Consider the following 12,582-nt stretch of genomic DNA (forward strand, 5'->3'; position numbering starts at 1 on the left):
CCGCCGCCTGGCCGACCTGCTCGCGGCCGGCGTCCGCGGCGTGTCCCGCATCCCGGGCAAGCACGGCAGCAGCGAGCGGTTCACGACCATCACCGTGCTGATCGACGACCGGCCGGGCCAGCTGGCCGCGCTGTTGACCGAGCTCGGAGATCTGGGCATTAACATGGAAGACTTGCGCCTCGAGCACTCGCCGGGCGCCCAGATCGGTTTCGCCGAGATCGCGGTCCTTCCCGAGGTCGCCGAGCGGGCGGTCGCCGACCTGACCGAGCGCGGATGGAGAACGCTGTGACGAACGAGGCGCCGAGCACCGGCGATGCCGTCGACGGCACCGTGCTGGTCGCCATCGACGGGCCGGCGGGCAGCGGCAAGTCGAGCGTCTCCCGCGCGGCCGCGGATCGGCTCGGCTTCGGGATCCTCGACACCGGAGCCGCGTACCGCGCCCTGGCCTGGGCGCTGCGCGAGCGCGGCGACGACATCGACAGCGAGGCCGCGGCGCTGACGCTCCTCGACGGCTGGCACTACGGCATCACCCTGCGCGGCGAGCAGCGTGTGACGGTCGAACTGCCGGAGACCGTGGGGATCGGCGGCGCGACCGACGTCACCGCGGCGATCCGTGCGAACGAGATCAGCGCCCTGGTCAGTCGCGTGTCGAAGCATCCGGTCGTTCGGGATCGTCTCAACGCGATGTTCCGCGCGATGGTCGCGGAGTCGGGCCTGCCCGGCGTGGTGATCGAGGGCCGGGATATCACGACGGTCGTGGCGCCGGATGCGCCGGTGCGCCTGCTGCTCACGGCCTCGCCCGAGGTCCGGGCGCAGCGGCGGGCGGGCGATCTGCCCGGTTCGAGCGCCGAACAGGTGCTGGCCGAGCTCCGGGCGCGCGACGAGAAGGACGCCGAGGTCGTCGACTTCTTCACCCCCGCCCCGGGGGTGGTGCTGGTCGACACCAGCGATCTCGATTTCGAGCAGTCGGTGCAGGCTGTGGTCGATGCGGTGCGTGAGGCACAGGAAGGCGCGCGATGAGCGAGCAGGACAACGAGCCCGAGTTCGACGCTTCGGCGATCGGCGACGAGGAGATCATCACCGGCGAGGGGTTCGACCCGACGGTGACGGACGATGAGCGCCTGCGCGCCATGCGCTCGAACCTCGATGGCTTCGAACTCGAGGACGACGACCTGCAGCTGCTGGGGGCGGACGGCGAGTTCCTCGGCTTCGCCGAGCCCGAGGCCGAGGCGCTGCCCGTGGTCGCGATCGTCGGGCGGCCGAACGTGGGCAAGTCGGCGCTCGTGAACCGCATACTCGGCCGCCGCGAGGCCGTGGTCGAGGACGTGCCGGGTGTGACCAGGGATCGCGTGAGCTACCCGGCCGAGTGGACCGGTAGGCGTTTCACCCTCGTCGACACCGGCGGGTGGGAGCCCGACGCCAGGGGCATCGACGCGTCCGTCGCCGCGCAGGCCGAGGTCGCGATCGAGCTCTGCGATGCGGTTCTGTTCGTGGTCGACTCCCGGGTCGGCCCGACGGCGACGGATGAACGGGTCGTGCAGCTGCTGCGCCGCACGAACAAGCCCGTGTTCCTCGTCGCGAACAAGGTCGACGATGCGGTACAGGAGCCGGAGGCGGCGGCGCTCTGGTCCCTCGGGCTCGGCGAGCCCTACCCGGTCTCCGCGCTGCACGGTCGGGGTGTGGCCGACCTGCTGGACGCGGTGCTCCGGAAGCTGCCGAAGGAGTCCGCCGTTGCGAAGCCGCAGCTGGGCGGGCCGCGCCGCGTGGCGATCCTGGGCCGCCCGAACGTCGGCAAGTCGAGCCTGCTGAACAAGGCCGCCGGCGAGGAGCGCGTCGTGGTGAACGACCTCGCGGGGACGACCCGCGACCCGGTGGACGAGCAGGTGGAGATCGCCGGTCGCGTCTGGACCTTCGTCGATACCGCCGGCATCCGCCGCCGCGTGCACCTGCAGAAGGGCGCCGACTTCTACGCGTCGCTCCGCACCGCGGCCGCGCTCGAGAAGGCGGAGGTCGCGGTCGTGCTCTTCGACGTGACGCAGGAGATCAGCGATCAGGATCTGCGCATCGTCGACCTCGTGCTCGAATCGGGCCGCGCGCTCGTGCTCGCCTTCAACAAATGGGACCTCCTCGACGACGATCGTCGGCGGTATCTGGAGCGCGAGATCGAGCAGGATCTCGCCCACGTCGCCTGGGCGCCTCGGGTGAACATGTCGGCGCGGACCGGACGGCACCTCGAGAAGCTGGTGCCGGCGCTCGAGACCGCGCTCGACTCGTGGGACACGCGGATCCCGACGGCGAAGTTCAACGCGTTCGTCGCGGAGCTGGTGCAGGAGTACCCGCATCCGCTGCGCGGCGGGAAGCAGCCGCGGATCCTGTTCGGCACGCAGGTGCAGAACAGGCCGCCGACGTTCGTGCTCTTCACCACCGGGTTCCTCGACCCCGGCTATCGTCGCTTCATCCAGCGCCGCCTGCGCGAGCGCTACGGCTTCGAGGGTTCCCCCATCGTGCTGAACATGCGCATCCGTGAGAAGCGTCAGCGACGCTGACGCTTCTCAGAGACAGCCATTTCTGGCTGTCTCTAGGATGCGCCGCGATCGTCTCGATAGCGGTGAGCGCGGCGTAGCCGCTCCGATATTGATCGTGAGAAGCGTCAGCGTCGCTGACGCTTCTCCGAGGAGGCCATTTCTGGCCTCCGAGAGGATGCGCCGCGATCGTCTCGATCGCGGTGAGCGCGGCGTAGCCGCTCCGATATTGATCGTGAGAAGCGTCAGCGTCGCTGACGCTTCTCCGAGGTGTGGTGCGTCCCGCACTTCTGGCTGATGCTGCAGTTCGGGCTGATGGATTCGGGCGGAATCGTCAGCCGGAACTGCGATCTCAGTCCGGACTGAGGGCGTGGGGGCCTGCGCCTCGAGGACGCTGCCGCGGCGAAGTCGTAGAGTGAGTCCATGAGCGCATCGATCAGCACCGCGGATCTCTACGACGATCGCGGCGACGAGCTGCAGTCGGTATCCATGCAGTTCCAGAACCTGGGCGGGCGGGCACGGTTCGGCGGGCCGGTGCGAACGGTGCGATGCCACCGGGACAACGCCCTGCTGAAGTCGATCCTCGGCACCCCGGGAGAGGGGGCCGTGCTGGTCGTCGACGGCGGGGGAGCGCTCGAGAGCGCGCTCGTCGGCGACCTGATCGCCGGGCTCGGTGTGGAGAACGGCTGGGCGGGGATCGTCGTCCACGGCGTGATACGGGATCGTGCTGCGATCGCGGAGCTGCCGATCGGCGTGAAGGCCCTCGGCTCGAACCCGGCGAAATCGGGCAAGACCGGAGCGGGGGAGAGCGATGTGCCGGTGAGCTTCGGCGGTGTCGACTTCCGGCCCGGCGCGATGCTGTGGAGCGACGAAGACGGTATCTTGGTCGAACGCTGATCCCGTGCGCGTGCTCGATGCCGAGCCGAGGAGCGGCACGATCCGAGGAGTGACGCCATGCGCGCGAAGGCGCTGACCCCTTTCATCCCGTACATCGCGGTGTCGGTGCTGCACGTCGTACTGCTGCTGATGCATCACCCGCTCGGCGGCTACCAGACCAAGCAACTGCTGATGGCGGCGCTCGCGCTCGCCGCGGTGTGGGCGACCGCATCGATCCGGCCGTGGCCCCGACCGGCGATGATCCTGCTGCTCGCCGGGCTGATCGCGTCGTGGATCGGCGATGGCGCCGGTCTGCTCTTCCCCGGGCTCCCGACGCTACCGATGATGATCCTCTTCTTCGGCATCGCGCACCTCGCCTACATCGCACTCTTCTGGCGGTCTCCGGGTATCGTCGCGGTGCGCCGGGTGCCCCGGTGGGCGCTGGTCTACATCGGCTGGTGGGTCGTGACGCTCGCGATCGTGGGCCCCCACGCCGGCGGACTGCTGGTGCCGCTCGCCGTCTACGGCCTCGTGCTCGGCGGGACGGCGGCGCTTTCGACGCGTTTCGGGCCGCTGGTGGCGGTCGGCGGTGCGTCCTTCCTGATCTCGGACACGCTGATCGCCTTCCGCGAGTTCATGGGCGTGCCGGAGTGGGTGGGGCAGCTGGTCATGCCGACGTACGTGCTGGGCCAGGGACTGATCGTGTTCGGAGTCGTGCAGCTGCTCCGACGTACTCCGGAGTAGCGGGGCGCGCGGCTCAGAGCCGGACGAGGCTGCCGCTGGCGATGAGTGCGTCGGCGGTGGCCGCCTCGGTGGCGTCCGGATCCCCGGCGAGCAGTGGCCGCAGCAGCGGCCAGCTCGCGGCGAATCCGGGATGCAGCGGGTAGTCCGCGACCTCGGCGAGGGGGACCCAGGCGAGCGCATGGCTCTCCGGATCGGTGATCTCGGGCTCGAAGGGGCTCGTGACCTCGGCGATGACCGTCGTGTAGGTCCATCCGCCGCGGTCGATCGTGTAGCCGAAGCGGGGCGCGACCGCCTGAGGCGGCACGCCGGCCTCCTCCCCGGACTCGCGGATCGCGCCGCTCACCGCGTCCTCGCCCTCGTGCCGGGCCCCGCCGGGGATCCCCCAGGTGCCGCCGTGGTCGCTCCAGTCGACGCGGTGCTGCAGGAGGATCCCGCGCGCCGGGTCGTGGGCTAGGAGGCCGGCCGCGCCGAAGCGCCCCCAGTACCGGTTGCCGTCTTCTGCGGTCACCCAGGCGTCGCCGGGATCTCGGAGGTCGCTCATGCCATCAGGCTATCGGGCCGGGCCCGGGATTGCGGATGCGGCGGATTCGGGGTACAGTAGCTCTTTGGTGCTTTGCGCCCGTTTTCGCGTTCGCGCGTGGCAGCGGGCGCTCGGCATTCGCATGACCAGCAGACACACTCTAAGCGATACGGGGTTATGGCTAAAAAAGACGGCGTCATCGAGATCGAGGGCCAGGTAGTCGAGGCTCTGCCCAACGCGATGTTCCGCGTTGAGCTGACCAATGGACACAAGGTGCTCGCCCACATCTCGGGCAAGATGCGCCAGCACTACATCCGGATCCTCCCCGAGGATCGCGTGATCGTGGAGCTGACGCCCTACGATCTGACCCGCGGCCGCATCGTCTACCGCTACAAGTAAGTCTCCGCGGCCGCCACCGGCCGCGGAAGATCGAGTCTGCTGAGAAGTAACGGCTCGCGGCACTCCGCGAGTACGAAGACAGCGAACCACGAAGGAACCATCATGAAGGTCAAGCCCAGCGTCAAGCCGATCTGCGATCACTGCAAGGTGATCCGTCGCCACGGCCGCGTCATGGTGATCTGCAAGAGCAACCCGCGTCACAAGCAGCGCCAGGGCTGACGCCTCGACGCTGCTTGCGACGCCCGGCAGCGCTCGTCGCTCGAGATCGCAAGCGATCTCGGCGGTCGCAGTGCCGGGAGAGGCAAGCTCGCGCAGAGGATCAGCCCGCATGATCCTCACAACTCAATAAAGAAGAAACCAGCGCATCGAAGAACCCGCGGCCGTGAGGACGCGGGGGACACCTCGGGGCGGAGGCCCGAACCCCCGATGCGCATCACACCTCCATGATCCGCAAGGAGAGCCAGCATGGCACGTCTCGCAGGAGTCGACATCCCACGCGACAAGCGCGTGGAGATCGCACTCACCTACATCTACGGCGTCGGTCGCACCAGCGCCCTCAAGGCCCTTGCCGACACCGGCATCGACGGCAACATCCGCGTGAAGGATCTGAGCGACGATCAGCTCGTCGCCCTCCGCGACTACATCGAGGCCAACTTCAAGGTCGAAGGCGATCTGCGACGCGAGGTCGCCGCAGACATCCGCCGTAAGGTCGAGATCGGCAGCTACCAGGGCCTGCGTCACCGCCGGGGCCTTCCGGTGCACGGTCAGCGCACCAAGACGAACGCTCGTACCCGCAAGGGGCCGAAGCGCACCGTCGCCGGCAAGAAGAAGTAATCCCGGTCAGCGCGACCAGAACCAGGTTTCAGGAGAATATCAATGGCTGCACCAAAGAGCGCCGCGCGCAAGCCGCGCCGCAAGGACAAGAAGAACGTCGCCGTGGGTCAGGCCCACATCAAGTCGACCTTCAACAACACGATCGTCTCGATCACCGACACCACCGGTGCCGTGATCAGCTGGGCCTCCTCGGGCGGCGTCGGCTTCAAGGGCTCGCGCAAGTCGACCCCGTTCGCCGCGCAGCTCGCGGCGGAGTCCGCCGCCCGCAAGGCGCAGGAGCACGGCATGAAGAAGGTCGACATCTTCGTCAAGGGCCCGGGTTCCGGTCGCGAGACCGCGATCCGCTCGCTGCAGGCCGCCGGTCTCGAGGTCGGGTCGATCACCGACGTGACCCCGCAGACGCACAACGGCTGCCGTCCGCCCAAGCGTCGCCGCGTCTGAATTTTCTGTCAAGCCGACTATGGGTCGGCTTCGACTGTCGCTTCCGGCGACGGGGCCGAAGCCGATCGGTCGGCTCGACAGGATCATCGGACCGTTTTCGTTCCACCCCTCTTCAACACCGCATGAGTCATATAGCGGACTCCAGCGAAAGGAACCAACACAGTGCTCATCGCACAGCGACCCACTCTGACTGAAGAATCCATCTCCGAGTACCGTTCGCGCTTCGCCATCGAGCCGCTCGAGCCCGGCTTCGGCTACACGCTCGGCAACTCGCTGCGCCGTACCCTGCTCTCATCGATCCCCGGTGCAGCCGTGACGAGCGTACGCATCGAGGGCGTCGCCCACGAGTTCACCACGATCCCCGGCGTGACCGAGGACGTGACCGAGATCATCCTGAACATCAAGGATCTCGTGGTCTCGAGCGAGCACGACGAGCCGATCACCGCCTACCTGCGCAAGACCGGCGCCGGCGAGGTCACCGCGGCGGACATCTCCGCCCCGGCGGGTGTCGAGGTGCACAACCCCGAGCTCGCGATCGCCACGCTCAGCGACCAGGCCCAGTTCGAGCTGGAGCTGACCATCGAGCGCGGCCGCGGCTATGTCTCGGCGGCGCAGAACCGCAACGACGATGCCGAGGTCGGCCGCATCCCGGTCGACTCGATCTACTCGCCCGTGCTGAAGGTCACCTACCGCGTCGAGGCCACTCGTGCAGGCGAGCGCACCGACTTCGACCGCCTCGTGGTCGACGTCGAGACCAAGCCGGCGATCAGCCCGCGCGACGCCATCGCCTCCGCCGGTTCGACGCTGGTCGAGCTCTTCGGCCTGGCCCGCGAGCTCAACACGGCCGCCGAGGGTGTCGAGATCGGCCCGGCCCCCGCCGAGGTCGTGAGCGACGGCGAGCTGTCGATCCCGATCGAGGATCTCGATCTCTCGGTCCGCAGCTACAACTGCCTGAAGCGCGAGGGCATCAACACGGTCAGCGAGCTCGTCGCGCTCAGCGAGGCCCAGCTGATGAACATCCGCAACTTCGGCCAGAAGTCGGTCTTCGAGGTGCGCGACAAGCTCACCGAGATGGGCCTCTCGCTGAAGGACGCCGTCCCCGGCTTCGACGGGGCGCAGTTCTACAGCTACGAGGACGACGCCAACTAGTTCCTCGGCCGCCTTCGGACGGCCACTGTCTTCAGACCACACAGCATCCAACGGAGTAACCAATGCCCAAGCCCAACAAGGGCCCCCGCCTCGGAGGCGGCCCCGCCCACGAGCGCCTGATGCTCAACCAGCTCGCCTCGCAGCTGTTCGAGCACAAGCGGATCCAGACCACCGAGACCAAGGCTAAGCGCCTGCAGCCCGTCGCCGAGCGCCTCGTCACCTTCGCTAAGCGCGGTGACCTGCACGCCCGCCGTCGCGTGATGCGTCAGATCCTCGACAAGTCGGTCGTGCACGAGCTCTTCACCGAGATCGCTCCGCTCGTCGAGCACCGCGAGGGTGGCTACACCCGCATCGTCAAGACCGGCTTCCGCAAGGGCGACAACGCTCCGATGGCCGTGATCGAGCTGGTGCTCGAGCCGGTCAACCCGAAGCCGAAGAAGGCCAAGAAGACCGAGGCCGTCGCCGAGGAGGCTCCGGCTGAGGAGACCGTCGAGGAGACCCCGGCCGAGGAGACCACCGAGGCCCCCGCTGCCGAGGCTCCGGCCGAGGCTCCGGCCGAGGAAGAGAAGGCTGCGGAGAACGCCGAGGAGAAGGCGGAGTAGTCCGCCGTATCTCGATCGCTTCAGCGCCCCGCCGGTTCGCCGGTGGGGCGCTTTCTCGTCAGTCCAGGGATCCGGATGGGCTCGACGCCGCCGAATGCGGATATCCGCTCCTGCTTCGACGGCGGGAGATTCCAAGGGCCCCGCGTTCGAGGCGGGTGCGGGGCGGCGGCCTCGGTGCGATCTGCGATCCTGCACGAAACGCCGAGGCGATTTCAGCCGGGCGCACAACGACGCGCCGCCGTTCCCTCGGCAGAATTGGCTGATATGAGCGGATCACAGCGAACAGCAGCCGGACCGTCTCGCGCAGTGCAGCGCGAGGCCGCCCGAGGCGAGTCGGTGCAGAGTGCGGCAGTACAGGGCGAGGCAGTGCAAGCCGAGGCGGTGCCGAGCGTGACGGCGCAGGACCCCGCGACGGTGCAGGATGCGGCGCAGCCCCAGCGGCCGCGGGAGAAGTCGGCCTGGTGGCGCGCCGTGCTCGGGGAGTACCCTACGGGCGTCACGGCGATCACGTCCACCGATGCCGAGGGGAACCCCGTCGGCATGGTCGTGGGGACGTTCACCGCGGTCTCCGAGGATCCGCCCCTGGTCGGCTTCCTGCCGGTCGCGGGTTCACGCACCTTCGCCGAGATCAGCGAGAACGGCACGTTCTGCGCGAACGTCCTCGGGTACGAGCACGAGGAGCTGTGCCGACGCTTCGCCTCACGGGCCGAAGATCGTTTCGAGTCGACCCGCTGGGAGCGGTCGGAACTCGGGAACCCCCGGCTCACCGACGCGATCGCCTGGTTCGAAGGCCGGATCACCGGCACCACGCCGGCGGGCGACCACCTCTTCGTCATGGCGGAGGTGACCGGCCTCGGCGTGGGCGACGGCAGCGCCGGCCTGCCCCTCCTGTTCCTGAAAGGTGGTTACGGCTCGTTCACCGTTCCGTCCCTCAACTTCGACGTGCCGGGCTTCAGCGGCCAGTTGCGCGCCGCGGAGAGCGTGCGCGATGTGGTGCAGCAGATCGCCGACGAGACCGGGACCGAGTGCCTGCTCTCGACGATGGCCGACGACTCGGTGCTGGTGATCACGGCGGCGAACCTCCTCCCGTCGCGCCCGCGCTACGGGATCGTCGGCATGAACTTCCCCTTCGCGGCACCGCTCACCCCCGTGCTGGCCGCCTGGAGCGCGAAGGATCGCCTGAAGCTTTGGGAGGAGAACTCCCGGCACCTCCTCGGCAAGGTCGATCGGCCTCTGCTCGTCCGACTGCTCGATACGGTGCGCGAGCACGGCTACGGGGTGACGGCCGGCGAGAGCTCGGACGACTTCGACGCGATCGCGAACGATCCCGCGGCCTCATGGGGGGAGCTGACCGGCGCCTGGAGCGCCGTCAAGAAGAATGTGGAGGCGATCCTGGACGCGTGGACGCCCGCGGGGCTCAGCGCCGCCGGCGAGTCCGCCCTCCCGGTGATGTCGTTGCAGTTCCCGGTCTTCGACGCGGAGGGGCTGGCGCAGTTCGAGCTCGTCATCTCAGGATTCGATCTGCATCCGGATGCGGAGGCCTTCCGGTCGCTCGTGGCGCGCGGCAAGGCGGCCGCTGCGACGATCACCGAGCTCACGGGCGGAACGGTGCCCGAGGACTACCCCGTCTGAGGCATACCGTCCGGGGCGGGTCGCAGCGCCTCCGGAGGATCGGATGCGAAATGGGATGGGCCCCGGCCGAGTCGATGCTCGGTCGGGGCCCATCGTTCGTGCAGCCGCCGGTTGCGGGGCCGTCACACGTGGGAGTGGTAGGTGTTCCACTCCCAGTCCGTGATCGAGGTCGCGTAGTTGCGCGCCTCGCGCAGCTTGAGCGCCGCGTAGATGTCGACGAACTCCGACCCGAAGCCGTCCGCGAGCACCTCATCGGCGCGCAGCGCCGCGATCGAGTCCTCGAGCGTGCGGGGGAGCGGGGCGCCGGCGTCGCTCGGTTCGAGCTTCCGGGTGAGGCCGTCGCGCGCCGCGTGCATCATCGCCGCGAGCAGCAGGTGCGGGTTGGCGCTGGCGTCTCCGGCTCGGAGCTCGATGCGGGTGGCCGCGCCGCGCTCGGCGGGGATCCGCAGGTAGGTGTAGCGGTTGTCCTCGCCCCAGGTCGCGGTGTCGGGGGAGAGGCCCTCGCCGTGCAGGCGCTTGTAGGAGTTCACCGTGGGGGAGGTGAAGGCGGTCAGGGCCGCGGCGTGCGCCTGGAGGCCGCCGAGCGCGTGACGCAGCGCGTCGTTGAGGGTGTCGTCGCCCGAGTCGAAGGCGTTCGCGTCACCGTTCCAGAGCGAGAGGTGGAAGTGCAGGCTGCTGCCCTCCTCGCCCTGGATGGGCTTCGCCATGAAGTTGGCCGCGTAGCCCTCGATCGTCGCGAGCTCCTTGATCGCCGTCTTCAGGAGGAACGCCTCGTCGGCGGACTCGAGCGTCGGCGCGTGGTGCAGGTTCACCTCGAACTGGCCCGGGGAGAACTCGCGGTTCAGGACGGTGACGTTGATGTCGAAGTCGATGAGCTGGCGGTGGATCCGGCCGAGCACGCCCTTCGGATCGGTGATGCGGTCGATCGTGTACGAGACGCCGTCGAGGCTGTAGGGGGTGCGGGTCGCGCGGCCGGCATCGTCGCGTTCGAAGAGGTAGAACTCGGGCTCGCCCGCGGCGATGCCGGTGAGCCCGTGGGTCTCGCGCATCTGCTCGATGGCTCGCTCCAGCTGGCCGCGTGCGCACAGCGGGGACGGGGCGCCGTGCTCGCGCAGGGTGGACATCAGCCAGACCGAGTCGGGCTCCCACGGCGGGACCAGTGCCGAAGCGGGATCGACCTGCGCGTGGAGGTCCGGGTGTCCGGCCAGCTGGGGGAACTCGGTCTCGTCGACCGGCACGCCGAACAGATCCTCGGCCACGCTCATCTTGGAGTAGGCTACGCCGCCCAGTACGGAGTCGAGCGCCGAGGCCGGGTACTGCTTGCCGCGCTGCCGGCCGAAGAGGTCGGGGTGGATGACGCGGATCACCTTGATCCCGCGGGCCAGCAGGCGTTCGAGGTGCTCGAGGTCTGCGGTGCGATCTGAGTCTGAGGCGGCGGATGTCATATCGGTGGTCCTTTATTCTGCGAGTCGGCCGAGTGCGATCCGATCGTGATGCGTCCGGTCGCTCCGGGAGCTTGTCAAGCGAGATATTGTTAATTACACTACTATAAGTGTTTGCTAAAAGAAACACACGTAGTGAACGCAACGGCAGCCGCCGTCGGCCGGTACCGGCCGGAAGGAACGACCGGGAGCGGCAGTGCACGCCCCGTGAGAAACCCGAAGGATAGACGCCCATGATCAAGCTCTACGACATCGACCACGTGAAGTTCGGAGTCCACGATCTCGACGCCTCGCAGCACGCGTGGGAGGCCGAGTTCGGCCTGCACGCGACCGAGAAGAACCCCGACGAGGTCAAGCTCGCGATCAACTACGAGCCCTACTCGGTGGTCATCGAGAAGTCGAACGACCGCGGCATTCAGTACACGGCCTACAACCTGCACCCCGACTTCACGCTCGACGACGCCGAGAAGCACCTCAAGGAGATGGGCGTCGACTACACCCGCACCGACGACGCGGTCGACTTCACCGACCCCGAGGGTCACGGCGTCGCCTTCGTGCCCTACCGCCCGCGCACCGGCCAGGACGTCTACCCGCTCGCCTCGCGCCACACCGACACGCTGCGCCCGGGCCGCTACCGCAAGCTCGGCCACGTCAACTACCTGGTGAAGGACGTCGACACGATGGTCGACTTCTACGTCAACGTCGTCGGCCAGCAGCTCGCCGACCGCCTCGGCACGAACGCGGGCGCGTTCATGCGCGTCGGCGCCGACCACCACGTCAACGCCTTCGTGAACACCGGCCAGTCGCACCTCCACCACGTGGCCTTCGACCTCGGCGACTGGGGCGCGATCCCCGCGACCTTCGACCACCTGGCCCAGCACGGCCGCGTGTTCCCGTGGGGCCCCGTGCGCCACGGCATCGGCGGCAACATGGCCGGCTACGTGCGCACGCCCGAGTTCGACTGCTTCATGGAGCTCTACGTAGACATGGAGCAGCTCGACGATCTGCACGTGCCCCGCGAGTTCCCGGACGACCGCCACTCGTCCAGCGTCTGGGGCATGCTTCCCCCGCGCTCGTACTTCCGCTTCGACGACGAGTCGATCGCCCAGGAGCGCGAGAGCCACCGCGGCATCTACGACTGAGCGCCGACCGCATCCGGAGTCGACGACGAGTACACTCGTCTTCACCCGCTCGAGCCCTCGCACCGCTGCGGCGCGCGAGGGCTCGGGCGTCCGGCCCCGGTAGGCGGGGAAGGATCGACGACACACGATGAGGTGATCGGCATCGACGTCTCTCCTGCGGCACCGACCGGAAGCGAGGCCCCTCCGGTCGGCGCGGCGCTGCGCCGCCTGGCCGGCTTCGTCGACGAGCGGCTGATCGATGCGCCGGCCGGCCGCGACGAGCTCGACGCACTCCTCGCC

14 protein-coding genes and 1 pseudogene are annotated in these 12,582 nt (G+C 68.7%); 13 read left to right on the plus strand and 2 right to left on the minus strand.

The genetic code is table 11. The annotated features are described in order from the left end of the window. The 5 genes from ACFPZL_RS05435 to ACFPZL_RS05455 form a co-directional block, all read left to right on the plus strand. Positions 1–289 (plus strand): ACT domain-containing protein (locus tag ACFPZL_RS05435; RefSeq protein ID WP_382334832.1); only part of this gene is annotated, 289 nt, incomplete at its 5' end. Further along, the gene (gene cmk, locus ACFPZL_RS05440) at positions 274–1,020 is read left to right on the plus strand and encodes a (d)CMP kinase (protein WP_218114942.1); all 747 of its coding nucleotides are present in this window, start codon (positions 274–276) and stop codon (positions 1,018–1,020) included. The genes ACFPZL_RS05435 and cmk, both read left to right, overlap by 16 nt. A gap of 110 nt (positions 1,021–1,130) precedes the next feature. Continuing rightward, entirely contained in the window at positions 1,131–2,546 is a 1,416-nt protein-coding gene (gene der / locus ACFPZL_RS05445; RefSeq protein ID WP_382334837.1) for a ribosome biogenesis GTPase Der, read from the plus strand. Between the two features lie 399 nt (positions 2,547–2,945). Then, complete coding sequence (rraA, locus tag ACFPZL_RS05450; RefSeq protein WP_218114940.1) at positions 2,946–3,419, plus strand: ribonuclease E activity regulator RraA; 474 nt, start codon at positions 2,946–2,948, stop codon at positions 3,417–3,419. A gap of 57 nt (positions 3,420–3,476) precedes the next feature. After that, positions 3,477–4,142, plus strand: coding sequence for a lysoplasmalogenase (locus ACFPZL_RS05455; RefSeq protein ID WP_218114939.1), 666 nt, complete (start codon positions 3,477–3,479; stop codon positions 4,140–4,142). A gap of 76 nt (positions 4,143–4,218) precedes the next feature. On the opposite strand, the pseudogene ACFPZL_RS05460 reads toward ACFPZL_RS05455, so the two are convergent. After that, positions 4,219–4,683 (minus strand): annotated as a pseudogene (locus tag ACFPZL_RS05460) (NUDIX domain-containing protein); the annotation flags it as partial. A gap of 156 nt (positions 4,684–4,839) precedes the next feature. Between ACFPZL_RS05460 and infA the strand changes: the two are divergent. From infA to ACFPZL_RS05495, 7 genes are all read left to right on the plus strand, one after another. Further along, on the plus strand, positions 4,840–5,061 hold the full coding sequence (gene infA / locus ACFPZL_RS05465) for a translation initiation factor IF-1 (RefSeq protein ID WP_017885304.1): 222 nt from the start codon (positions 4,840–4,842) through the stop codon (positions 5,059–5,061). 102 nt (positions 5,062–5,163) lie between these two features. Then, positions 5,164–5,280, plus strand: coding sequence for a 50S ribosomal protein L36 (gene rpmJ / locus ACFPZL_RS05470; RefSeq protein WP_017885303.1), 117 nt, complete (start codon positions 5,164–5,166; stop codon positions 5,278–5,280). Between the two features lie 246 nt (positions 5,281–5,526). Then, the gene (gene rpsM / locus ACFPZL_RS05475; RefSeq protein ID WP_218114937.1) at positions 5,527–5,895 is read left to right on the plus strand and encodes a 30S ribosomal protein S13; all 369 of its coding nucleotides are present in this window, start codon (positions 5,527–5,529) and stop codon (positions 5,893–5,895) included. 42 nt (positions 5,896–5,937) lie between these two features. Next, positions 5,938–6,336 (plus strand): 30S ribosomal protein S11, encoded by a 399-nt coding sequence (gene rpsK, locus ACFPZL_RS05480; protein ID WP_218114936.1) that lies wholly within the window; start codon positions 5,938–5,940, stop codon positions 6,334–6,336. A gap of 162 nt (positions 6,337–6,498) precedes the next feature. Further along, positions 6,499–7,485, plus strand: coding sequence for a DNA-directed RNA polymerase subunit alpha (locus ACFPZL_RS05485; protein WP_218114935.1), 987 nt, complete (start codon positions 6,499–6,501; stop codon positions 7,483–7,485). A gap of 62 nt (positions 7,486–7,547) precedes the next feature. Further along, the gene (gene rplQ, locus ACFPZL_RS05490; RefSeq protein WP_218114934.1) at positions 7,548–8,087 is read left to right on the plus strand and encodes a 50S ribosomal protein L17; all 540 of its coding nucleotides are present in this window, start codon (positions 7,548–7,550) and stop codon (positions 8,085–8,087) included. 336 nt (positions 8,088–8,423) lie between these two features. Beyond that, positions 8,424–9,719 carry a flavin reductase gene (locus tag ACFPZL_RS05495; RefSeq protein ID WP_382334835.1) on the plus strand — a complete coding sequence of 432 codons (1,296 nt, stop codon included), beginning with the start codon at positions 8,424–8,426 and terminating at the stop codon, positions 9,717–9,719. A 122-nt stretch (positions 9,720–9,841) separates the two neighbouring features. Here the strand turns inward: ACFPZL_RS05495 and ACFPZL_RS05500 are convergent, their stop codons facing one another. Further along, positions 9,842–11,164, minus strand: a complete 1,323-nt coding sequence (locus ACFPZL_RS05500) for a glutamine synthetase family protein (protein ID WP_218114932.1) — start codon at positions 11,162–11,164, stop codon at positions 9,842–9,844. A 230-nt stretch (positions 11,165–11,394) separates the two neighbouring features. On the opposite strand from ACFPZL_RS05500, the gene ACFPZL_RS05505 reads away from it, so the two are divergent. Further along, positions 11,395–12,303: a VOC family protein gene (locus tag ACFPZL_RS05505; protein ID WP_218114931.1), complete on the plus strand. Its 909-nt coding sequence runs from the start codon at positions 11,395–11,397 to the stop codon at positions 12,301–12,303. Positions 12,304–12,582 lie beyond the last annotated feature (279 nt).

It is taken from the genome of Leucobacter soli (assembly GCF_042659205.1).
GTDB lineage: Bacteria > Actinomycetota > Actinomycetes > Actinomycetales > Microbacteriaceae > Leucobacter > Leucobacter soli.